This is a genomic window from Burkholderia sp. BCC0397 (assembly GCF_902832865.1).
Lineage (GTDB): Bacteria > Pseudomonadota > Gammaproteobacteria > Burkholderiales > Burkholderiaceae > Burkholderia.
The window spans coordinates 57,949-80,833 of record NZ_CADFDL010000007.1 but is presented as its reverse complement, the minus strand read 5'-3'; the positions used below and the strand labels follow the sequence as shown (position 1 = coordinate 80,833).

General features: G+C 69.2%; 22 protein-coding genes. 16 read left to right on the top strand and 6 right to left on the bottom strand.

Features of this window, described 5'->3' with window-relative positions; genetic code table 11:
- Window positions 1-28 precede the first annotated feature (28 nt).
- The 4 genes from hemF to upp form a co-directional block, all read right to left on the bottom strand.
- Complete coding sequence (gene hemF, locus HWX03_RS21695) at window positions 29-952, bottom strand: oxygen-dependent coproporphyrinogen oxidase (protein ID WP_175872631.1); 924 nt, start codon at window positions 950-952, stop codon at window positions 29-31.
- A 118-nt stretch (window positions 953-1,070) separates the two neighbouring features.
- A complete protein-coding gene (gene purD, locus HWX03_RS21690) occupies window positions 1,071-2,351 on the bottom strand; it encodes a phosphoribosylamine--glycine ligase (protein WP_174433048.1) in 1,281 nt (426 codons plus the stop codon).
- 105 nt (window positions 2,352-2,456) lie between these two features.
- The gene (locus HWX03_RS21685) at window positions 2,457-3,185 is read right to left on the bottom strand and encodes a YebC/PmpR family DNA-binding transcriptional regulator (RefSeq protein WP_006478227.1); all 729 of its coding nucleotides are present in this window, start codon (window positions 3,183-3,185) and stop codon (window positions 2,457-2,459) included.
- A 228-nt stretch (window positions 3,186-3,413) separates the two neighbouring features.
- Window positions 3,414-4,064, bottom strand: a complete 651-nt coding sequence (gene upp / locus HWX03_RS21680; protein ID WP_006478229.1) for a uracil phosphoribosyltransferase — start codon at window positions 4,062-4,064, stop codon at window positions 3,414-3,416.
- Window positions 4,065-4,273: 209 nt separating this feature from the next.
- Between upp and HWX03_RS21675 the strand changes: the two genes are divergently transcribed.
- On the top strand, window positions 4,274-5,053 hold the full coding sequence (locus tag HWX03_RS21675; protein ID WP_175872630.1) for an SDR family oxidoreductase: 780 nt from the start codon (window positions 4,274-4,276) through the stop codon (window positions 5,051-5,053).
- A 55-nt stretch (window positions 5,054-5,108) separates the two neighbouring features.
- Window positions 5,109-5,501: a methylglyoxal synthase gene (locus HWX03_RS21670; RefSeq protein ID WP_006478230.1), complete on the top strand. Its 393-nt coding sequence runs from the start codon at window positions 5,109-5,111 to the stop codon at window positions 5,499-5,501.
- Between the two features lie 128 nt (window positions 5,502-5,629).
- Here HWX03_RS21670 and HWX03_RS21665 read toward each other — a convergent pair whose 3' ends face one another.
- Together HWX03_RS21665 and HWX03_RS21660 are read right to left on the bottom strand one after the other, a co-directional pair.
- Window positions 5,630-6,097 (bottom strand): T6SS effector amidase Tae4 family protein, encoded by a 468-nt coding sequence (locus HWX03_RS21665; RefSeq protein WP_175872629.1) that lies wholly within the window; start codon window positions 6,095-6,097, stop codon window positions 5,630-5,632.
- Window positions 6,098-6,112: 15 nt separating this feature from the next.
- Complete coding sequence (locus tag HWX03_RS21660) at window positions 6,113-6,466, bottom strand: Rap1a/Tai family immunity protein (protein WP_175872628.1); 354 nt, start codon at window positions 6,464-6,466, stop codon at window positions 6,113-6,115.
- Between the two features lie 441 nt (window positions 6,467-6,907).
- Between HWX03_RS21660 and HWX03_RS21655 the strand changes: the two genes are divergently transcribed.
- From HWX03_RS21655 to HWX03_RS21590, 14 genes are all read left to right on the top strand, one after another.
- Complete coding sequence (locus tag HWX03_RS21655) at window positions 6,908-7,882, top strand: quinone oxidoreductase (protein ID WP_175872627.1); 975 nt, start codon at window positions 6,908-6,910, stop codon at window positions 7,880-7,882.
- 305 nt (window positions 7,883-8,187) lie between these two features.
- Window positions 8,188-8,280: a K(+)-transporting ATPase subunit F gene (gene kdpF / locus HWX03_RS21650; RefSeq protein WP_006752209.1), complete on the top strand. Its 93-nt coding sequence runs from the start codon at window positions 8,188-8,190 to the stop codon at window positions 8,278-8,280.
- Window positions 8,277-10,082: a potassium-transporting ATPase subunit KdpA gene (gene kdpA, locus HWX03_RS21645; protein ID WP_175872626.1), complete on the top strand. Its 1,806-nt coding sequence runs from the start codon at window positions 8,277-8,279 to the stop codon at window positions 10,080-10,082. Before kdpF ends, kdpA begins: the two co-directional genes overlap by 4 nt.
- A 52-nt stretch (window positions 10,083-10,134) precedes the next feature.
- The gene (gene kdpB, locus HWX03_RS21640) at window positions 10,135-12,219 is read left to right on the top strand and encodes a potassium-transporting ATPase subunit KdpB (RefSeq protein WP_174431700.1); all 2,085 of its coding nucleotides are present in this window, start codon (window positions 10,135-10,137) and stop codon (window positions 12,217-12,219) included.
- A 25-nt stretch (window positions 12,220-12,244) separates the two neighbouring features.
- On the top strand, window positions 12,245-12,826 hold the full coding sequence (kdpC, locus tag HWX03_RS21635) for a potassium-transporting ATPase subunit KdpC (protein WP_175872625.1): 582 nt from the start codon (window positions 12,245-12,247) through the stop codon (window positions 12,824-12,826).
- Window positions 12,827-12,979: 153 nt separating this feature from the next.
- Window positions 12,980-15,823: a DUF4118 domain-containing protein gene (locus HWX03_RS21630; protein ID WP_175872624.1), complete on the top strand. Its 2,844-nt coding sequence runs from the start codon at window positions 12,980-12,982 to the stop codon at window positions 15,821-15,823.
- Window positions 15,816-16,514, top strand: a complete 699-nt coding sequence (gene kdpE, locus HWX03_RS21625) for a two-component system response regulator KdpE (protein WP_174388205.1) — start codon at window positions 15,816-15,818, stop codon at window positions 16,512-16,514. Before HWX03_RS21630 ends, kdpE begins: the two co-directional genes overlap by 8 nt.
- A 152-nt stretch (window positions 16,515-16,666) precedes the next feature.
- Window positions 16,667-16,951 carry a DUF333 domain-containing protein gene (locus HWX03_RS21620; RefSeq protein WP_175872623.1) on the top strand — a complete coding sequence of 95 codons (285 nt, stop codon included), beginning with the start codon at window positions 16,667-16,669 and terminating at the stop codon, window positions 16,949-16,951.
- Window positions 16,952-17,104: 153 nt separating this feature from the next.
- Complete coding sequence (gene sugE, locus HWX03_RS21615; protein ID WP_006497024.1) at window positions 17,105-17,425, top strand: quaternary ammonium compound efflux SMR transporter SugE; 321 nt, start codon at window positions 17,105-17,107, stop codon at window positions 17,423-17,425.
- Window positions 17,426-17,640: 215 nt separating this feature from the next.
- Entirely contained in the window at window positions 17,641-18,258 is a 618-nt protein-coding gene (locus tag HWX03_RS21610) for a DUF4126 domain-containing protein (protein WP_089468041.1), read from the top strand.
- Window positions 18,255-20,870 (top strand): FtsX-like permease family protein, encoded by a 2,616-nt coding sequence (locus HWX03_RS21605; protein WP_175872622.1) that lies wholly within the window; start codon window positions 18,255-18,257, stop codon window positions 20,868-20,870. Before HWX03_RS21610 ends, HWX03_RS21605 begins: the two co-directional genes overlap by 4 nt.
- Window positions 20,871-20,913: 43 nt before the next feature.
- Complete coding sequence (locus HWX03_RS21600) at window positions 20,914-21,324, top strand: group II truncated hemoglobin (RefSeq protein WP_034207992.1); 411 nt, start codon at window positions 20,914-20,916, stop codon at window positions 21,322-21,324.
- 103 nt (window positions 21,325-21,427) lie between these two features.
- On the top strand, window positions 21,428-22,159 hold the full coding sequence (locus HWX03_RS21595) for an alanyl-tRNA editing protein (protein ID WP_175872621.1): 732 nt from the start codon (window positions 21,428-21,430) through the stop codon (window positions 22,157-22,159).
- Window positions 22,156-22,773 (top strand): DUF924 family protein, encoded by a 618-nt coding sequence (locus HWX03_RS21590; RefSeq protein ID WP_175872620.1) that lies wholly within the window; start codon window positions 22,156-22,158, stop codon window positions 22,771-22,773. Before HWX03_RS21595 ends, HWX03_RS21590 begins: the two co-directional genes overlap by 4 nt.
- Window positions 22,774-22,885: the final 112 nt, after the last annotated feature.

Here is a 22,885-nt window from a genome sequence, read left to right as displayed (position 1 = left end):
TTTCGTTGGGGCAGCGGGGCGCGCGGGCTCAGACCCAGTCGCGCGGCACGAGGAAGTCGCTGGTCAGGCGCGCTTCCGGCGAACCCGGCTCGGGCTGCCAGTTGTAGCGCCAGTTCGCGACCGGCGGCATCGACATCAGGATCGACTCGGTCCGGCCGCCGCTTTGCAGGCCGAACAGCGTGCCGCGGTCGAACACGAGGTTGAATTCGACGTAGCGGCCGCGGCGGTATGCCTGGAAGTCGCGCTCGCGCTCGCCGTACGGCAGCCCGGCGCGGCGCTCGACGATCGGCAGGTAAGCCTGCAGGAACGCATCGCCGACGCTTTGCATCATGTCAAACGAGCGTTCGAAACCGGGCTCCGAGAAATCGTCGAAGAAGATCCCGCCGATGCCGCGCATCTCGTTGCGGTGCTTCAGGAAGAAGTATTCGTCGCACCATTGCTTGAAGCGCGGGTAGAGCTCGATGCCGAACGGGTCGAGCGCATCCTTGCAGGTCTGGTGGAAGTGCCGCGCGTCGTCCTCGAAACCGTAAACCGGTGTCAGATCCATGCCGCCGCCGAACCAGAACACGGGTGCCTCGCCCGGTTTCGTCGCGATCAGCATCCGCACGTTCATGTGCACGGTCGGGCAGTACGGATTGCGCGGGTGCAGCACGAGCGACACGCCGAGCGCCTCGAAGCCACGGCCCGCGAGCTGCGGGCGCGCCGCGCTCGCCGACGGCGGCAGCGCGTCGCCCGCGACGTCGGAAAAACCGATTCCCGCGCGTTCGAACACGCGGCCGCCTTCGAGAATCCGCGTGCAGCCGCCGCCGCGCAGGCGTTCGGCCGGCCCGCGCTGCCACGTGTCGGTCGCGAGCGGCGTGCCGTCGAGCGCGCCGAGCGCGTCGGCGATACGTGTCTGCAGGCCCTGGAGGTACGTGCGCACACGCGCCACGTCGTAGGTCGAATCGGTCATGTCTGGACTGGCTGCCCCCGCCCTGAGCGGGAGCCGTAAAAAAAGCGTCTGCCGGGCATTCTATCGAACCCCGGCAGACGGGCCGCCGCCGCGAGGGCGCGGGGCGGCGATGGCGACGTCACGCGCTCTTGCGGTTGAGCGCGCGAAAGCCGATGTCGCGGCGGTACTGCATGCCTTCGAAATTGATCTGGTTGATCGTGTCGTATGCATGCTGCTGCGCTTCGCGCACCGAATCGGCGAGGCCGACCACGCACAGCACGCGGCCGCCGGACGTCACGAGCTTGTCGCCGTCGGCGAGCGTCGTGCCCGCATGGAACGTCACGGCCTGTGCGGTCTCGGCCGGGATCCCGTTGATGCGGTCGCCCTTGCGCGGCGTGTCCGGATAACCGTGCGCGGCCAGCACGACGCCGAGCGCGGTGCGGCGATCCCAGTCGAGCTCGACGGTGTCGAGCGTGCCCGCGATCGCCTGCTCGACGACCTTCGAGAAATCGCTCTTCAGGCGCGCCATGATCGGCTGCGTTTCCGGGTCGCCCATCCGGCAGTTGAACTCGAGCGTGCGCGGATTGCCGTCCTTGTCGATCATCAGGCCCGCGTACAGGAAGCCCGTGAAGCGGATGCCGTCCTTCTCCATCCCGCGCACGGTCGGCATGATGATCTCGCGCATCACGCGTGCATGCATCTGCGGCGTGACGATCGGCGCGGGCGAATACGCGCCCATGCCGCCCGTGTTCGGGCCGCGATCTTCGTCGAGCAGGCGCTTGTGGTCCTGGCTGGAAGCCAGCGCCAGCGCGTGCTTGCCGTCGACCATCACGATGAAGCTGGCTTCCTCGCCGTCGAGGAATTCCTCGATCACGACGCGCGCGCCGGCGTCGCCGAGCTTGTTGCCCGACAGCATCATGTCGACGGCCGCATGCGCTTCTTCCAGCGTCATCGCGACGACGACGCCCTTGCCGGCCGCAAGGCCGTCGGCCTTCACGACGATCGGCGCACCCTTCGCGTCGATGTATGCGTGGGCGGCGGCCGCGTCGGCGAAGGTTTCGTAGTCGGCGGTCGGGATGCCGTGGCGCTTCATGAACGCCTTCGCGAAATCCTTCGAGCTTTCGAGCTGCGCGGCTTCGCGGGTCGGGCCGAACACCTTCAGGCCGCGCGCGCGGAACAGGTTGACGATGCCGGCCGCGAGCGGTGCTTCCGGACCGACGAGCGTGAACGCGACGCCTTCGCGTTCCGCGAAATCGGCGAGTTCGTCGAGCGACGTGATGTCGACGTTCTTCAGACGCTCGTCCTGCGCCGTGCCGCCATTGCCGGGCGCGACGTAGACCATCTGGACGCGCGGCGACTGCGCGAGCTTCCACGCCAGCGCATGTTCGCGGCCGCCGGAACCGACGACGAGTAGTTTCATGGGATTCCCCGCAGACTAGAAAACAGGGCGGCCGGCACGCTCAGGCGCGCCGGCCGCGAAATCGGTCGGGCCGCCGTCGCAACGCTGCGCACGGCGGCCGGCATCTCATTCCTCGACGATGACGGCGTTCGTATACACGTCCTGCACGTCGTCGAGGTTCTCGAGTGCGTCCAGGAGCTTCTGCATCTTCGCCGCGTCGTCGCCGGTGAATTCGACTTCGTTCTGCGGCTTCATCGTCACTTCGGCGAGTTCGGCCTTGAAGCCCGCGGCTTCGAGCGCATCCTTCACCGCCGAGAACGCCTGCCAGTCGCACAGCACTTCGATCGAGCCGTCGTCGTTCGTGTTCACGTCGTTCGCGCCGGCTTCGAGCGCGGCTTCCATCAGCGCGTCTTCCGACGTGCCGGGCGCGAACAGGAACTGGCCGACGTGATCGAACATGAATGCGACCGAGCCGTCGGTGCCCATGTTGCCGCCGAACTTCGAGAATGCGTGGCGGACTTCCGCGACCGTGCGGGTGCGGTTGTCGGTCAGCGTGTCGACGATGATCGCCGCGCCGCTGATGCCGTAGCCTTCGTAACGGATCTCTTCGTAGTTCGCGCCGTCCGCGCCGCCGACGCCGCGGTCGATCGCGCGCTTGACGTTGTCCTTCGGCATGTTCGCGTCGGCTGCCTTGTCGACCGCGAGACGCAGGCGCGGGTTCGAGTTGACGTCGCCGCCGCCGAGGCGCGCCGCCACCTGGATTTCCTTGATCAGGCGGGTCCAGATCTTGCCGCGCTTCGCGTCGGCCGCAGCCTTCTTATGCTTGATGTTGGCCCATTTCGAATGACCAGCCATACCTTTCTCCGTGCCCGGGCGCGCAGCGCGGGCGATTGTTTCAATGTGTCGTTGAATCGGCGGCCGTTTCGGCGGGCATGAAGCCGCGGGGCCGCGCGTGTCGAGTGGATCGTGATTTTATCACGCGGCGACCGCCGGTTCGGGGCCGCCGCGCATGGCCGAACGGCCGGGGCGGCCGTCGCGGCGCGCCGGGCCGTGCGGCACGGCGGCGCCGGCCGCTCGGTCTGGTCAGTTCTTGGTGCCGAACAGGCGGTCGCCGGCGTCGCCGAGGCCCGGCACGATGTACGCGTGCTCGTTCAGGTGCGAGTCGAGCGACGCGACGAACAGCTTCACGTCCGGGTGCGCGTCCTGGAACACCTGCACGCCCTCGGGCGCGGCGACCAGCGCGACGAACATGATGTTCGCGGCCGGCACGTTGCGGCGCTTGAGCACGTCGACCGCATGCACGGCCGAATAGCCGGTCGCGACCATCGGGTCGCACAGGATGAAGATCCGGTCTTCCAGGTCCGGCAGGCGTACCAGGTATTCGACCGGGCGGTGATCCTCGGCGCGGTACACGCCGATGTGGCCGACGCGTGCGGACGGCACCAGGTCGAGCAGGCCGTCCGACATCCCGATGCCCGCGCGCAGCACGGGCACGATCGCGAGCTTCTTGCCCGCGATCACCGGTGCGTCGACCGCCACCAGCGGGGTTTCGACCCGTTTGGTCGTGATCGGCAGGTTGCGGGTGATCTCATAGCCCATCAGCAGCGTGATCTCGCGCAGCAGTTCGCGGAACGTGCGCGTCGACGTGTCCTTGTCGCGCATGTGCGTGAGCTTGTGCTGGATCAGCGGGTGATCGGTGATGAAGAGGTTCGGGAAACGGCTGTCCTGTTTCATGACGGGGTGCCTTGGCGGCAAAAGGGGATCGGGGGCGGCGGCGGGCACGGGCCGGCCGTCGCTCATGGCCGCAATTTTACCAAGGCGCGCCGCGCGATCCGGATATTATCGACGTCTCTCGACAATCCGCGTGCCGCGCACGCCCGTTCGCCCGCCCGCCGGCGGCAACGCGGGGCCGCGCCGGCACGCGCGCCACCAGGGAAGCGACGATGGATCTCGGCATTGAAGGAAAGACCGCGCTCGTGTGCGCGGCCAGCAAGGGCCTCGGGCGCGGCTGCGCGGAAGCGCTGGCCGCGGAGGGCGTGAACCTCGTGATCGTCGCGCGCACGCGCGACACGCTGGAGGAAACCGCGGAAGAGATCCGCGCCGGCGCGAACGTGTCGGTCACGGCGGTCGCATGCGACATCACGACGCCGGACGGCCGCGCGGCCGCGCTCGCCGCGTGCCCGCAGCCGGACATTCTCGTGACGAATGCCGGCGGCCCGCCGCCCGGCGACTTCCGCGATTTCTCCCACGACGACTGGATCCGCGCGCTGGAGGCGAACATGCTGACGCCGATCGAGCTGATCCGGGCGACCGTCGACGGGATGATCGGCCGCGGTTTCGGCCGGATCGTCAACATCACGAGTTCGGCCGTGAAGGCGCCGATCGACGTGCTCGCGCTGTCGAACGGCGCGCGCTCGGGGCTGACCGGCTTCGTCTCGGGGCTGTCGCGCAAGGTCGCGGGGCAGGGCGTGACGATCAACAACCTGCTGCCGGGGCTGTTCGACACCGACCGGATCGCGACGACGCTCGCCGCATCGGCGAAGGCGCAGGGCGTGTCGGTCGACGAGATGCGCGCGCGGCGCACCAAGGACATCCCGGCCGGGCGCCTCGGCACGCGCGCCGAATTCGGCGCGGCCTGCGCGTTCCTGTGCAGCGTGCACGCCGGCTACATCACCGGGCAGAACTGGCTGCTCGACGGCGGCGCGTATCCGGGCACGTTCTGACCCGCGCTTTTCGATTCACGATCACGACAACAACCGAACGACGAAGGAACTGGAGATGAGCAAACCCCGCATCGCACTGATTGCGCACGACGCGAAGAAGGACGAGATCGTCGCGCTCGCGGGCCAGTATCGCGAGACGCTCGCGCAATGCCGGCTGGTCGCGACGGGCACGACGGGCGGCCGTATCGCTGCCGCGCACGGACTCGAGGTCGAGCGCAAGCTGTCGGGGCCGCTCGGCGGCGACCTGCAGATCGGCGCGGAACTGGCCGACGGCCGCGTCGACATCGTCGTGTTCCTGCGCGACCCGATGACCGCGCAGCCGCACGACCCCGACATCACCGCGCTGGTGCGCGCATGCGACGTGCACGACGTGCCGGTCGCGACCAACGTCGCGACCGCGCGGATGCTGCTCGACGATCTGGCGAGGAACATGCAGGACGTTTGCTAGGCGCGGGCGACGGATGAGCCCGCCCGGCGTCCTCTGCCGCGTGGAGGATGCGACAGCTGACACCGAGCGTTAAGGGGTGTCGGGGGGCATGGGCGTAGGTTGCGACGGGCGGGATCAGGGCCGGACGGTCAGCGTAACGGCCAGAACCACACGGTGGATGCCGTCCAGTAGCAATCCGAGCTGCAGAGGGCGCGTGCACCGTCGATCAGGTCGATGTGGCCGCCACGGCCGTTCATGTAGCCTGGAATATTCCAGAACGCCACCACGCCTTTTCTGCCGGCAATGCCGACTGCCGCGTCGTCCCGCTGGAATACTTCGGCTTTACCGAAATACGCCGGCTCCGCCAGCATTCTGGCCAGTCTGGCTTGCCCGGCTTCAATGCGCCGCCCGCGATGCGGACCTTTCTGAATTACGAGCCCGCCGCGCAATGTCATGCCGCTCCTGACGAGTGCCAGGCTGACCCGGATGGCGCAGGTATTCGCATACGACGGATTGGAGATCAGGTCCTGCCAGCCCAACGCTTCGTAAAGCGCTTCCCGCGAAACGGTTCTGCTGCTCGGGTAGTGGCTGCTCAGTAAAGAAAAGTGCGGTTTCAAACAGATGTTCCCCGATCAACGGCAAGGATATTTTTGTCGCAGGATGCGGGTGACTAGTCCTGCTGCGTTTGCCCGCAACGCACCGTTCGACAGCTTCCGGAGATCGCCGAGCACTTCCGAATCGATTTCTCCCGGTTTGATGCGCCCGTTGTCGCACCAGTCCCTGCCTTCGGTGGCATCGGCCACGCCGGCCAGGTAACCGGTCATGGCGTGACGCTCGGCGTCGGCGTACGGCGTGTTGTCGGTGCGGCTCATGCCGTCGAGTAGTCGGGTGCCGTCGACACGCGGTATCGCGGCGCCCTGTGCGATGCCGATGCTTGCCGACAACGACGCGAAAAGAAACACACTCCGGATGAAAAAGACGCTCATGGCATGGGGCTCGTGGATTCGGCGAAAAGCAAAATAGCACGGCCGTCTTCCGTTCAATGGTCTTGGGCGCTCCATTGCGGCGCACGACACACGGGCCCGCCGGGCGGCGGCGCTTTGCCGTCGCGTACTCGAGGCCATTTCATCCACCTTGTGGGCCGTGACTTGAAGGTGACAAAGTGTTGCGCATGGCATGTGCGCCGCACGCTTGATGAACCAACAACGGCGACCGGCTCGACGTCGTGTCATCTGCCAGCTTGGGGGGGGCCAGTGCGGGCCGTCTTCCGCGAAAACCCTACGGCAGTGAAGGGATTTCGACGACGCGCTGCATGACCATGCACGACGCGCGAGAATCACCCGCTGAGCCCCGCGTCTGCATGTATCGCCTTTGGGGGGTATCGACGCGTTTGCCGAACCGGAATTTCAGATAAAAGGAGCAAAACGATGCCGAAAGCAATCCGATACGACCAGCCGGGCGGCCCGGACGTGATGAAGTGGGTCGATGTCGAGGTCGGCGCGCCGGAGGCGGGCGAAGTCCGCATCCGGCAACACGCGGTCGGGCTCAACTACATCGACGTGTATTTCCGCACGGGCCTGTATCCGCAGCCGCTGCCCGGCGGCCTCGGGATGGAGGCGGCGGGCGAGGTGACGGCCGTCGGCGACGGCGTGACCGCGTTCAGGGCCGGCGACCGCGTCGCCTATGTCGGGCAGCCGCCCGGCGCGTATGCGCAGGAGCGCGTGATGCCGGCCGAGCGCGTCGTGAAGCTGCCGGACGGCATCGGCTACGACGACGCGGCGTCGGTGATGCTGCAGGGCTTGACCGCGCATTACCTGCTGCGCCGCACGTACCCGGTGAAGGCCGGCGACACGATCCTGATCCATGCGGCGGCCGGCGGCGTCGGGCTGCTCGTGTGCCAGTGGGCGAAGGCGCTCGGCGCGACCGTGATCGGCACGGTCGGCTCTGACGAAAAGGCCGAACTCGCGAAGGCGCACGGCTGCGATCACCCGATCGTCTACACGCGCGAGAACTTCACGGAGCGCGTGAAGGCAATCACGAACGGCGCGGGCGTGCCGGTCGTCTACGATTCGATCGGCAAGGACACCTACGTCGGCTCGCTCGACTGCCTCGCGCCGCTCGGCTACTTCGTCAGCTTCGGCAATGCGTCGGGCCCGCTGCCGCCGATCGACTCGAAGGAATTCTCGTCGCGCGGCTCGCTGTTCTTCACGCGGCCGACGCTGTTCTCGTACATCGCGAAGCGCGCCGATCTCGACGCCGCGGCCGCCGAGCTGTTCGACGTGATCCTGTCGGGCAAGGTGAAGACGAGCATCAACCAGCGCTACCCGCTCGCCGAAGTCGGCCGCGCGCATGCCGATCTGGAAGCGCGCAAGACCACCGGTTCGACGATCCTCGTTCCCTGACCCGTCCCCGCGTGCCGGCGCGAAGCCGGCACGCGCCTATCGCGGGCGGCGCTGCGGCGCCGTCCGTCCCGCCTTGATTTGCGGTCGTCCCGCCGCGCGCGTTTACGCGTTCTTTATACCCACCCCGATAGCTTTGACCCGCCCTTTACGCGCGTTCCCATAAGGTTCTAGTCGTCCGATTTCGACGACGGAGAACAAAAAATGGATGGGGTTTTTATCGGCGCACTGGTGCTCTTCACCGCGCTGATCCTCGGTTTGCTTGCCGGTTGCGACAAGCTCGTGCAATACGGTCGCGGGGGGCGCGCATGACCTGGATGCTTTGGCTGGCGGGCGCCTCGACGGCCCTGCTGTTCGCGTATCTCGTCTTTGCGCTGCTGCGCGCGGAGGACATCGAATGAACGCGAACAACCTGTTGCAGACGCTGCTGTTCATCGTCGTGCTGCTGGCGGCGGCCGTGCCGGTCGCGCGCTACCTGACCGCGGTGATGGATGGCAGCGCGCGTGTCGTGCGCGTGTTCGGGCCGCTCGAACGCGTGCTGTACCGCGTCGCCGGCGTCGACGCCGGCACCGAGATGAACTGGAAGCAGTATGCGGTCGCGACGATCGCGTTCAACGCGCTCGGCGTGCTGTTCCTCTACGGGCTGCTGCGCCTGCAGGGCTTCCTGCCCGGCAACCCGCAGCAGTTCGGCGCGATGACGGCCGACGGTGCGTTCAACACGGCCGTCAGCTTCGTCACCAACACGAACTGGCAGGACTACACGCCCGAGCAGACCGTCAGCTACCTGACGCAGATGCTCGGCCTGACCGTGCAGAACTTCCTGTCGGCGGCGACCGGCATCGTCGTCGTGATCGCGCTGATCCGCGGTTTCGCGCGCCATACCGCGCAAACGATCGGCAACGTCTGGGTCGACCTCACGCGCGTGACGCTGTACGTGCTCGTGCCGATGGCCGCGATCATCGCCGCGCTGCTGATGAGCCAGGGCGTGATCCAGAACATGAAGGCGTTCGAGGACGTGCCGGTGCTGCAGACCAGCACCTATGCGGCGCCGAAGCTCGACGCGCAAGGCGACCCGGTGAAGGACGACAAGGGCAACCCGGTGACCGTGCCGACGCCGCTCACGAAGCAGACGCTCGCGATGGGCCCGGTCGCGTCGCAGGAAGCGATCAAGATGCTCGGCACCAACGGCGGCGGCTTCTTCAACGCGAACTCCGCGCACCCGTTCGAGAACCCGACGCCGTTCTCGAACTTCATCGAGATCTTCGCGATCCTGATCATCCCGGCCGCACTGTGCCTGGTGTTCGGCCGCATGATCGGCGACCGCCGGCAGGGCATCGCGGTGCTCGCGGCGATGACGGTCGCGTTCGCGGTTGCAACCGGCGTCGAGGTGAGCGCCGAGCAGGCCGGCAACCCGACGCTCGCCGCACTGCACGTCGACCAGTCGGCCGGCGCGCTGCAGCCGGGCGGCAACATGGAAGGCAAGGAAACGCGCTTCGGGATCGCGCAGACCGGCATCTTCACGGTCGCGACCACGGCCGCGTCGTGCGGCGCGGTCGACGCGATGCACGATTCGCTGACGCCGGTCGGCGGCCTCGTGCCGATGCTGCTGATGCAGCTCGGCGAGGTGGTCTACGGCGGGGTCGGCTCCGGCCTCTACGGGATGCTCGTGTTCGCGCTGCTCGCGGTGTTCGTCGCCGGCCTGATGATCGGCCGCACGCCGGAATACGTCGGCAAGAAGATCGAGTCGTACGAGATGAAGATGGTGTCGATCGTCGTGCTGCTCACGCCGCTGCTCGTGCTGGTCGGCACCTCGATCGCCGTACTCGCCGATGCGGGCAAGGCCGGCATCGCGAACCCGGGCCCGCACGGCTTCTCGGAAATCCTCTATGCGTTCAGCTCGGCCGCGAACAACAACGGCAGCGCGTTTGCGGGCCTGACGGTCGGCACGCCGTTCTACAACTGGATGACCGCGATCGCGATGTGGTTCGGCCGCTTCGGCACGATCGTGCCGGTGCTGGCGATCGCCGGCTCGCTCGCCGCGAAGAAGCGCATCGCGGTGACGAGCGGCACGCTGCCGACCCACGGCCCGCTGTTCGTCGTGCTGCTGCTCGGCACCGTGCTGCTGGTGGGCGCGCTGACCTACGTGCCGGCGCTCGCGCTCGGCCCGGGCGTCGAGCACCTGATGATGTGGCTGGGCGCGTAACGCGCCCACATGGCGACACATTGAAAAGACTGAAGAGCTTGAAGAGATCGCAATGACTCAACATTCCGCAACACGGTCCATGTTCGACCCGGCGCTGCTGCGCCCGGCGATCGTGGATTCGTTCAAGAAACTCACGCCCCGCACGCAGTTCCGCAACCCGGTGATGTTCTGCGTGTACGTCGGCAGCATCCTGACCACGATTCTGTGGATCGCGGCGCTCGCCGGCCAGGCCGAGGCGCCCGCGGGCTTCATCCTCGCGATCACGCTGTGGCTGTGGTTCACGGTGCTGTTCGCGAACTTCGCCGAAGCGCTCGCCGAAGGGCGCTCGAAGGCGCAGGCCGCGTCGCTGCGCAGCGCGAAGAAGGACGTGATGGCGAAGAAGCTCAACGAGCCGCATCCGAAGTCGCCGATCCGCATCACGACCGCGTCCGACCTGCGTAAAGGCGACGTCGTGCTGGTCGAGACCGGCGACGTGATCCCGGCCGACGGCGAGGTCGTCGACGGCGTCGCGTCGGTCGACGAATCGGCGATCACCGGCGAATCCGCGCCGGTGATCCGCGAATCGGGCGGCGACTTCTCGTCGGTGACGGGCGGCACGCGCGTGCTGTCGGACTGGATCGTCGTCAAGGTCACCGCGAACCCCGGCGAGGCGTTCCTCGACCGGATGATCGCGATGGTCGAAGGCGCGAAGCGCAAGAAGACGCCGAACGAGGTCGCGCTGACGATCCTGCTGGTCGCGCTGACGATCGTGATGCTGCTCGCGACCGCGACGCTGCTGCCATTCTCGATGTTCTCGGTCGAAGCGATGAAGGCCGGCCACGTGGTGACGATCACCGCGCTCGTCGCGCTGCTCGTGTGCCTGATCCCGACGACGATCGGCGGCCTGCTGTCCGCGATCGGTGTGGCCGGGATGAGCCGGATGATGCAGGCGAACGTGATCGCGACGTCGGGCCGCGCGGTGGAAGCGGCCGGCGACGTCGACGTGCTGCTGCTCGACAAGACCGGCACGATCACGCTCGGCAACCGCCAGGCGTCGATGTTCGTGCCCGCGCCGGGCGTGACCGAGGAAGCGCTGGCCGATGCCGCGCAACTGTCGTCGCTCGCCGACGAAACGCCGGAAGGGCGCAGCATCGTCGTGCTCGCGAAGGAGCGCTTCAACATTCGCCAGCGCGACATGGCGCAGTTGCATGCGACGTTCCTCGGCTTTTCCGCGCAGACGCGGATGAGCGGCGTCGATCTCCCCGGCCGTGAAATCCGCAAGGGCGCGGCCGACGCGATTCGCCGCTACGTCGAAACCCACGGCAGCCGCTTCCCGGAAGAAGTGCGTCGCGCGGTGGACGACGTCGCGCGCCGCGGCAGCACGCCGCTCGTCGTGGCCGACCTGCAGGAAGGGCGGGCGCGCGTGCTCGGCGTGATCGAGCTGAAGGACATCGTGAAGGGCGGCATCAAGGAGCGCTTCGCGGAGTTGCGCAAGATGGGCATCAAGACCGTGATGGTGACGGGCGACAACCGGCTGACGGCCGCGGCGATCGCGGCGGAAGCGGGCGTCGACGATTTCCTCGCGGAAGCGACGCCGGAAACCAAGCTCGCGACGATCCGCGAACATCAGGCGGCCGGCCGGCTCGTCGCGATGACGGGCGACGGCACCAACGACGCGCCGGCGCTCGCGCAGGCCGACGTGGCGGTGGCGATGAACACCGGCACGCAGGCGGCGAAGGAAGCCGGCAACATGGTCGACCTCGACTCGAATCCGACGAAGCTGATCGAGATCGTCGAGATCGGCAAGCAGATGCTGATGACGCGCGGGTCGCTGACGACGTTCTCGATCGCGAACGACATCGCGAAGTACTTCGCGATCATCCCGGCCGCGTTCGTGACGACCTACCCGCAACTGCGCGTGCTCGACATCATGCATCTGACGTCGCCGGCCTCCGCGATCCTGTCGGCGGTGATCTTCAACGCATTGATCATCGTCGCGCTGATTCCGCTCGCGCTGAAGGGCGTGACCTATCGGCCGCTCGGCGCCGCGTCGCTGCTGCGCCGCAACCTGCTGGTGTACGGCCTCGGCGGCGTGCTGCTGCCGTTCCCGTTCATCAAGCTGATCGACATGACGCTCGCCGCGCTCGGCTGGGCCTGAGCCGGCCGTCCTTGAAGGAACCATCATGAAATCGTTGATTCGCCCGCTCGTCGTGCTGTTCGTCGTCCTGATCGCCGTCACGGGGCTCGCTTACCCGGCCGTGATGACCGTGTTCGGTCAGGCCGTGTTTCCGTCGCAGGCCAACGGCAGCCTGATCGAACAGGACGGCAAGGTCGTCGGCTCCGCGCTGATCGGCCAATCGTTCGATGCGCCGAAGTATTTCTGGGGCCGCCTGTCGGCCACCGCGCCGATGCCGTACAACGCGGCCGGCTCCGGCGGCTCGAACCTCGGCCCGCTGAACCCGTCGCTGGCCGACCAGGTGAAGGCGCGCATCGCCGCGCTGCGCGATGCCGGCACCGACCTGTCGAAGCCGGTGCCGGTCGACCTCGTGACCGCGTCGGCGAGCGGCCTCGATCCGGAGATCACGCCGGCCGCCGCCGCGTACCAGGTCGAGCGCGTCGCGAAGGCGCGCAATCTGGCGCCGGACGCGGTCGCGCAACTGGTCGCCGCGAACACGGCGGGCCGCCAGTTCGGCGTGCTCGGCGAGCCGCGCGTGAACGTGCTGAAGCTGAACCTCGCGCTCGACGCGGCGCAGGCCGCGCACTGACCGGTCGCACGTGCCGACCGGCATCCGGCGCGGCCCGATCCGCGCCGGATGCGCTTTTTCCGACGGCGCTCGCGCCGTCTTTGCCTTTTGCGGCGATTTGGAACCACAATGGCTGTATCTCGCGCGCCATCCGGCGCGTCGCCCTCCTGACGCATGAACCGCCCCGATCCCGACCAACTCCTCGACAAGCTGCAGCGAGACGAAGAAAAGCAGCGGCGCGGCCAGCTCAAGATCTTCTTCGGCGCGTCCGCCGGCGTCGGCAAGACCTACGCGATGCTGCAGGCCGCGCGCCAGCGCCGGCAGGAAGGCGTCGACGTCGTCGTCGGCATCGTCGAGACCCACGGCCGCAGCGAGACCGCCGCGCTGCTCGACGGCCTCGACGTGCTGCCGCCCGCCCGCATCGACTATCGCGGCCGCACGCTCGCCGAATTCGATCTCGACGGCGCGCTCGCGCGTGCGCCGCAACTGATCCTCGTCGACGAGCTCGCGCATTCGAACGTGCAGGGCGCACGGCACCTGAAGCGTTGGCAGGACGTCTACGAGCTGCTCGACGCGGGCATCGACGTGTATACGACCGTCAACGTCCAGCACCTCGAAAGCCTGAACGACGTGGTCGGCGCGATCACCGGCATCCGCGTGTGGGAGACCGTGCCCGACCGCGTGTTCGACGCGGCCGACGAGGTCACGCTCGTCGACCTGCCGGCTGAAGAACTGCTCGAGCGGATGCGCGACGGCAAGGTCTATTTCGCGCAGCAGGCCGAGCGCGCGGTGCGCAACTTCTTCCGCAAGGGCAACCTGATCGCGCTGCGCGAGCTGGCGCTGCGGCGCACGGCCGATCGTGTCGACGCGCAGATGCGCGAGTACCGCGCCGACCGTTCGATCCAGCGCATCTGGCAGGCGCGCGAACGGCTGCTCGTGTGCGTCGGCCCGGGCGCCGAAGCGCCGACGCTCGTGCGCGCGGCGGCGCGGCTCGCCACGAGCCTGAAGGCCGACTGGATCGCCGTGTATGTCGAGACGCCGCGCCTGCAGCGGCTGCCCGCCGCGCGGCGGCAGCGCCCGCTCGACGCGCTGAAGCTCGCGGCCGAGCTCGGCGCGGAGACGGCCACGCTCGCCGGCGCCGACGCGGTCGCCGCGCTGATCGGCTATGCGAAGGTGCGCAACGTGTCGAAGCTCGTCGCGGGCGGCTCGCCGAAGGTCGGGCTCGCGCGCCGCTTCGTGCGGCCATTTGGCGAGCAGCTGGCGGAACGCGCGGGCGACGTCGACCTGATGCTGATTCGCGCGTCCGCGAGCGACGAGGCGCGCGCGGCACCCCTCGACGCGCGCGCGCGCGATTGGCGCGATGCGTTCGCGCAGTTCGGCACGCATCGTTCGCCGCCGCGCCACTACGCGTATGCGGCCGCGATCTGCGCGGCGATCACCGTCGTCGCGAGCGTCGTGTCCGGGCGGCTCGACCTCACGAACCTCGTGATGCTGTACCTGCTCGGCGTGGTGTTTTCGGCCGTGCGGCTCGGGCGCGGCCCGGGTGTGCTGCAGTCGTTCCTGTCGGTGGCCGCGTTCGATTTCTTCTTCGTGCCGCCGCGCATGTCGTTCTCGGTCAGCGACACGCAATACCTGCTGACCTTCTTCGGGATGCTGCTGACGTCGCTCGTGATCAGCCACCTGACGTCGACGCTGACGCGCCAGGCGAGCGTCGCGCAGCGCCGCGAGCGCCGCACCGGCGCGATCTACGCGATGGCGCGCGAGCTCGGCGCGGCGTTGACGACCGAGCAGATCGTCGAGATCGGCAGCCGCCACGTGGGCGAGGTGTTCCGCGCGCGCGTCGCGTTCCTGCTGCCCGACAGCGCGGACCAGGTGCGGCAGAAGATCGAGGAGCCCGATGCGGCCGTCACGCTGACGGGCGCGGAGCTCGACAGCGACGTCGGCCAGTGGGTGTACGACCAGCAGAAGCCGGCCGGGCGCGGCACCGATACCTTGCCGGCGACGGCCGCGCTGTACCTGCCGCTGAAGGCGCCGATGCGTACGCGCGGCGTGCTCGCGGTCGCGTCGCGCGAGCCGCGCGAACTCGAGGTGCCCGAGCAGCAGCGGATGCTCGACGCATTCGCCGCGCAGATCGCGCTTGCGCTCGAACGCGTGCACTACGTCGAGATCGCGCGCGACGCACTCGTCAACATGGAATCCGAGCGGCTGCGCAACTCGCTGCTGTCGGCGATTTCGCACGACCTGCGCACGCCGCTCACGACGATCGTCGGCTTCTCGTCGATGCTCGCGAACGGGCGCGCGGCCGCACAGGCCGGCGACGCCGCGGCGGGCGGGCGCCTCGCGCAGCGCGAGGGCGAACTCGTCGACGCGATTCACGACGAGGCGCTGCGCATGACGGGCATCGTCACGAACCTGCTCGACATGGCGCGGCTGCAGGCCGGCAGCCTGCAGCTCAAGCGCCAGTGGTCGCTGCTCGAGGAAACCGTCGGCGCCGCGCTCGCCGCATGCAAGCGCGTGCTCGCGCACCATCCCGCGCGCGTGGCGCTACCGGCCGACCTGCCGCTGCTGCAGATGGACGCGGTGCTGATGGAGCGGCTGTTCACCAACCTGTTCGAGAACGCGGCGAAGTACACGCCGCCCGATACATCGCTCGACATCGGCGCGGAGCGCGTGACCGACGACGGGCTGCCTTTCGTGCGCGTGCACGTCGACGATCACGGCCCGGGCCTGCCTGCCGGCATGGAGGCGCGGATCTTCGACAAGTTCACGCGCGGCGAGAAGGAATCGGCGACGCCGGGCATCGGGCTCGGCCTCGCGATCTGCCGCGCGATCGTCGAGGCGCACGGCGGTAAAATCGGCGCGATCAACCGCACCGCGCCCGACGGCCACGTGACGGGCGCGCGCTTCTGGTTCACGCTGCCGGTCGACACGCCGCCGGCCGCGCCGGCCGTGCCCGACGACGAATCCGACCTGCCGGGCGCATCGCCCCCATCCGAGTCATTGCCAGACCATGAGTGAACCCAGCCTGACCGTCGTCCTGATCGAGGACGAAAAGCAGATCCGCCGCTTCGTGCGCGCCGCGCTCGAAGAGGAGGACATCGCGGTGTTCGAAGCCGAGACGGGCAAGCAGGGGCTGATCGACGCGGCGACGCGCAAGCCCGACCTCGTGATCGTCGACCTCGGCCTGCCGGACACCGACGGCCTCGACGTGATCCGCGAGCTGCGCGGCTGGTCCGAGGTGCCGGTGATCGTGCTGTCCGCCCGCACGCAGGAAGAGGAGAAAGTCGCGGCGCTCGATGCGGGCGCCGACGACTACCTGACCAAGCCGTTCGGCGTGTCCGAACTGCGCGCGCGGATTCGCGCGCAACTGCGCCGGCGCAACCAGGGCGGCGCGAACGAGTCGCCGAAGGTGAGCTTCGGCACCGTGACCGTCGATCTCGCGCTGCGCCAGGTGTGGCGCGACGGCGAGATCGTGCACCTGACGCCGCTCGAATACCGGCTGCTCGCGACGCTCGTGCGTCACGCGGGGCGCGTGCTCACGCACCGCCAGTTGCTGCGCGACGTGTGGGGGCCGTCGCACGTCGAGAGCCATCACTACCTGCGCATCTACATGGCGCACCTGCGCCAGAAGCTCGAGGCCGATCCCGCGCAGCCCGAGCACATCGTCACCGAGACGGGCGTCGGCTACCGGCTCGTCGGCGCCGTGTGACGGGCGGTGCGCGGCGGCGCATGCGGCCGCGCCGCCGCGCACCGGCAGGGTTGCGCCGGCGCGACAGTCTCGCGACCGGCGCCGGCCTTGCACACCGGCTGCGCAATCCCCGCTATCCTGACCGTTCCGCGAACGAAAACGAGGAGCGTGCAATGTCCGTCCGTCTGGTCGTCATCTGTGCGCTGGCGCTGGCTGCGCCCGGCGCGTTCGCCCAGCCGCTGCCGTCCGGGCAGCAGCCTTCGGCATCGCAACAGGCGCTCGCCAATCCCGCGTCGGTGAATTGCGAGAAGCTCGGCGGTCGCCACGTGATCCGCAACCTGTCGAGCGGGCAGGTCGGGATGTGCGTGTTCAAGGACGGCCGCGTCTGCGAGGAATGGGCGCTGTACCGCGACGACCGCTGCGTCGGCGGCGGCGCGCCGAAGCGCGTGGCGAACTGACCGCGTCCTGTCGATCCCGCCCCGCATCGGCCGCCGGCGTGCCCGGCCGCCGGCAGGGCCGTAAGCCTCTTGTTATACTCGGCGCCGCCCGGGGACGACCCCGGGTCATTCGCTTCAACGGGGACGGCCCCATCCGATACGGAGTACGTCGAGATGGCGTGGGTATGGTTGTTGATCGCCGGTTTGCTGGAAGTGGCCTGGGCGGCCGGCCTGAAATCGTCGGACGGCTTCACGAAGCTCGGTCCGTCGGTGTTCACGATCGTGACGGCGCTGGCCAGCTTCGGGCTGCTCGCGGTCGCGATGCGCCAGTTGCCGCTCGGCACCGCATACGCGGTGTGGACGGGCATCGGCGCGGTCGGCGCGTTCGTGTTCGGCATCGTGATGATGGGCGAGGCGCTGACCGTCGCGCGCGTCGCGAGCGCGGCGCTGATCGTCGCGGGGCTGGTCGGCCTGAAGCTGTCGTCGGCCGCCTGACGACGGACTCCCGGGCGCGCATGCGCCCGGGCGCCGCGCCGCCGCGGAATTGCGCCGGTCGGCCGTCCGGCCTGTCTATAATGGAACGCATTCGGGCCTGAATACCGTCGTGCTGCTCGCGGCACGCGGTGCCGGTCGCCACGCGCCGCGCGGCCGGTCTGTCCGACCCGATCCGATCAATCGGCAAAACGCACGGAAAGTGCAAGGAGAGGGCCATGATCGAAGCCATTTCGCTCGGCGCGGGACTCGCGTGGGCGAGCGGCCTGCGCCTGTACCTGACGGTGCTGATCGCCGGCGTGCTGGCGCGGTTCGGCTGGCTCCATCTGCCCGACACGCTGGCCGTGCTGATGTCGCCGTGGGTCATCGGCGCCGCGGCCGTGCTCGCCGTGACCGAATTCCTTGCCGACAAGATTCCCGCGTTCGACTCGCTGTGGGATGCCGTGCATACCTTCATTCGTATCCCGGCCGGTGCCGTGCTCGCGGCCGGCGCGCTCGGCCATGCCGATCCGACCATGCTGGCGGTCGCGGGGCTCGCCGGCGGCTCGCTCGCCGGCGCCGCGCACGTGGCGAAGGCCGGCACGCGGGCGCTGATCAACCTGTCTCCCGAACCGATCTCGAACTGGGTCGCGTCGTCGACCGAGGACGGCCTCGTGGTCGGCGGGCTCGTCCTCGCATTCTTCGTTCCGCTCGCGTTCCTCGTGCTGCTCGCCGCGTTCATCGCGGCGTCGGCATGGGCGCTGCCGCGCCTGTGGCGTGGCGTGTCGGGCGGTTTTCGCGGGATGGCGAACCACATGGTGTCGCGGCTCAACTCGATCGGAGGGAAACGCGATTGAAGGGGCCGCAACACGCGGCGCAGCCGCCGGCCGGGCCACCCGGCCATGACGGGCGCGCGCATGCCGGCCGCTTCGGCCTGCGCGACCTGATCCACCAGGCTGCCCGGATGACCGCGCGCGACTGGCGTGCGGGCGAATTGACGCTGCTCGTCCTCGCGCTGGTGCTCGCGGTCGCGGCGCTGACGAGCGTCGGCTTTCTCGCCGATCGGCTGCGTCAGGGGCTCGAGCGCGACGCGCGCCAGATGCTCGGCGCCGATTTCGTCGTGCGCGCCGATCGCCCCGTCGATCCGTCGTTCGACCGGCAGGCTCGCGCGCTCGGCCTGCGTACCGCGACGACCGCGATCTTCCCGAGCATGATCGCGTCCGCCGCGGGCGGGCAGGCCGCCGACGCCGCGCCGTCGCGCCTGGCGGCCGTGAAGGCCGTGTCGCCCGGTTATCCGCTGCGCGGCGCGGTCGAGATCCTGCCGGCCGGCGCGACCGTCGCGCAGAAGGCAGCCGCGATTCCCGCGCCCGGCACCGTATGGGCCGACCCGGCGCTGCTCGACGCGCTGCACCTCAAGGCGGGCGATACGGTGCGCGTCGGGCTGCGCACGTTCACCGTCGCCGCGGCGATCACCCGCGAACTCGATCGCGGCTTTTCGTTCGTCAATTTTTCGCCGCGGCTGATGATGCGCGCGGACGAGCTCGCCGCGACGGGACTCACGGGCTACGGCAGCCGCGTCACGTACCGGCTGCTGATCGCCGGCGACGCACCGGCCGTCGCGCGCTTCGAAGCGTTTGCACACGCGCGCGTCGACGGCGGGAAGCTGCGCGGCGTCGGGCTCGAGTCGTTGCAGGAAGGGCAGCCGCAGGTGCGGCAGACGCTGGATCGTGCGCGCCATTTCCTGACGCTCGTCGCATTGCTGACCGCGCTGCTCGCGGCGGTCGCGATCGCGATGGCCGCGCAGCGCTACATGCGGCGCCATCTCGACGGCTGCGCGACGATGCGCTGCCTCGGCGTGAGTCGCCGCACGCTCGGCGCGCTGTTCGCGCTCGAATTCGCCGGTGTCGGCATCGTGTCGGGCGCCGTGGGCGCGGTGCTCGGCTACGGCGGCCACTGGGCGCTGCTGGCCGCGCTCGGGAGCCTGATCGACGTCGTGCTGCCGCCGCCCACGGTGTGGCCGGCGCTGATCGGCATGGGCGCCGCGCTCGTGCTGCTGCTCGGTTTCGCGCTGCCGCCGCTCGTGCCGCTCACGCGCGTGCCGCCGGTGCGCGTGCTGCGGCGCGAGTGGGGCGACGCGTCGCGCACCGCGTGGGCCGCGTATGCGATCGGCGTCGTGCTGTTCGCGGGGCTGCTGATCGTGGCCGCCGGCAACCTGAAGCTCGGCCTGATCGTCGCGGGCGGCTTTGCCGGCGCGCTGGTCGGGTTCGCGCTGATCGCCCGGCTCGTGCTGTTCGCCGCCGCGCGCGCGGTCCGCAATGCGGGCGTGGCCGCCGGCGTCGGCTGGCGTTACGCGCTGGCGTCGCTGCACCGGCGCGGCACGGCCAGCGCGCTGCAGATCACCGCGCTCGCGCTCGGCCTGATGTGCCTGCTGCTGATCGCGATCACGCGCAACGACCTCGTGGCAGGCTGGCGGCAGTCGACGCCGCCCGATGCGCCGAACCAGTTCCTGATCGACATCCAGCCCGACCAGCGCGCCGATGTCGCCGCCTATCTGGCCGCGCACGGCGTGCGCGACGCGGTACCCGCGCCGATGGTGCGCGGCCGCCTCGTCGCGATCAACGGCAAGCCGGTGAATCCGGACGCGTACCCGTCCGAAGAGGCGCGCCGGCTCGTCGATCGCGAATTCAACCTGTCGTATACGACCGAACTGCCGTCCGACAACCGGGTCGTCGAAGGCGACTGGTTCGGCACCGCGGCCACGCCGCAGATCTCGATCGAAGCCGGCCTCGCGAAGACACTGAACGTGAAACCGGGCGACACGCTGCGCTTCGACGTGACGGGGTTGACGGTCGACGCGCCGATCACCAGCGTGCGCAAGCTCGACTGGGGCTCGTTCCGCGTCAACTTCTTCGTGCTGATGCCGCCGCCGGTGCTGAAGGATTTTCCGGCCGTCTACCTGACGAGCTTCCATCTGCCGGCATCGGACGCCGCGCTGCTCGATCCGCTGATCGCGCGCTACCCGAACCTGACGGCGATCGACGTCGCGCCGATCCTCGCGCAGTTGCAGCGGATGATGCTGCAGGTGGTCGGGGCGGTGCAGTTCCTGTTTGCGTTCACGCTCGCGGCCGGCGTGCTCGTGCTGTACACCGCGCTCGCCGGCTCGCGCGACGAGCGCGTGCGCGAGGCCGCGCTGCTGCGTGCGCTCGGCGCGTCGCGCGCGCAGGTCAATGCGGTGCAGCGCGCGGAATTCGTCGTGGTCGGCGCGCTGGCCGGTGTGCTGGCGTCGGCGGGTGCGATCGCGGTCGGCTGGGTGCTCGCGTCGCGCGTGTTCGATTTCCAGCTCGCCGTCGATCCGTGGCTCGTGCCGGCCGGCATCGCGGCCGGCGTCGTCTGCGCCGGTGCGGCCGGCTGGCTGAGCCTGCATAATGTGTTGCGGCGCCCCGCGCTGCAGTCGCTGCGCGACGCCTGAGCGTCGCCGGCGGCCCCGAAGATCCCGTTTTCCGACTATCCGTATGACCGATGTGAATGACGATGCGCCGTCGCAGCCGACGGCGTTCGAGCTCGTGGGCGGCGAAGCCCGCGTGCGCGACATGGTGGACCGCTTCTACGACCTGATGGACCTCGAGCCCGAGTTCGCGCAGATTCGCGCGCTGCATCCGCCGTCGCTCGACGGCTCGCGCGACAAGCTGTTCTGGTTCCTGTGCGGCTGGCTTGGCGGCCCCGACCACTACATCAGCCGGTTCGGCCATCCGCGGCTGCGCGCGCGGCACTTGCCGTTCCCGATTGCGTCGGTCGAGCGCGACCAGTGGCTGCGCTGCATGGCGTGGGCGATGGAGGATGTCGGGTTGCCGGAGCCGCTGCGCGAGCGGCTCATGCATTCGTTCTACGACACGGCCGACTGGATGCGCAACCGGCCCGGTTGATCGACCGGTACGCCGCTGCCCGCGCGCGGGACGATCTGCGTCTGGGCGCACGTGCAGCCCGGCGCGACACTGGCCGTTTCCCCATCGATACGAGGCTCCCCCGATGACGACACAAGCGCTGTTTCGCGAAGACGCGTACCTCACGCAATGCGAGGCGATCGTCCAGGCCGTCGGCGACGACGGCATCCGCTTCGACCGCACGGTGTTCTATCCGCTCGGCGGCGGCCAGGCCGGCGACACCGGCACGCTGACGCTGTCCGACGGCAGCACGATCGCGATTGCCGATACGCGCAAGGCGAAGTTCGACGGCGCGACGCCCGACGACGCCGTGCACGTGCCCGCACCGGGCCAGGAGGCGAGCGTCGCGACGCTGGCCCCCGGCACGCGCGTGGTCGCCACGATCGACTGGCTGCGTCGCTACCGGCACATGCGCCTGCACACGGCCGCGCACCTGATGTGCGCGGTGCTGCCGTACGCGGTCGACGGCTGCAGCGTGACGGCCGACTACGTGCGGCTCGATTTCGCGACCTCCGACGCAATCGACCGCGCCGACGTCGAGCAGCGCCTCGCGGGCCTCGTCGGAGGCGGGCATCCGGTCACGACCGAATGGATCACCGACGACGAGATGGCCGAGCGGCCCGAACTCGTGCGCACGATGAGCGTGAAGCCGCCGATGGGTCTCGGCCGCGTGCGGCTGCTGCGCATCGAAAACGTCGACCTGCAGCCGTGCGGCGGCACGCATGTGCGCAACACGGCCGAAATCGGCGGGCTGCGGGTCGCGAAACTGGAAAAGAAGAGTGCGCGCACACGGCGCCTCGTACTGGAGTTTGCATGACGGTCGATACCGGGAAAGCGGGCGCGGCGGTGCTCTATCCGCAGGCACGGGAGATTCTCGATTTCTGGTTCGGCGAGCCGGGCTCGGCCGAATTCGGGCAGAACCGCAAGGTCTGGTTCAACGGCGGCGCGGCGTTCGACGATGTGCTGCGCACGCGTTACGGCGCGCTGCTCGACGCCGCGTGCGACGGCGCGTGCGATCACTGGGCCGCTTCGCCGTCGGGCGCGCTGGCGTTGATCGTCGTGCTCGACCAGTTCTCGCGCAACATCCATCGCGGCACGCCGCGCGCGTTTGCCGCCGATCCGAAGGCGCTCGCGCTGGCCCGCCGCGTCGTCGCGGCCGGCTGGGACGCGCAGTTGCCGAGCGGGCATCACCGCGCGTTCGCGTATCTGCCGTTCGAGCACGACGAGTCGGTCGAGAGCCAGCGCGAGGCCGTGCGCCTGTGCGCGGGCATCCGCGACGAGGCCGGATGCGAGCGTTATCACCGCTTCGCGTTGCTGCATGCGGCGGTCGTCGAGCGCTTCGGCCGTTTTCCGCACCGGAACGCGATACTCGGTCGCGCGTCGACCGACGAGGAAACGGTGTTTCTGCGGGAGCCCGGCTCGTCGTTCTGACGATCGGACCGGGGTGTGACGAGGGAAGGGGGCGAGCCCGCGGATGCTGGCGGGTTCGTGCCGGCCGGCATCGCGCAAAGCGCGCGGCCTGTGCCGAAGAGGAGAGTGAAGG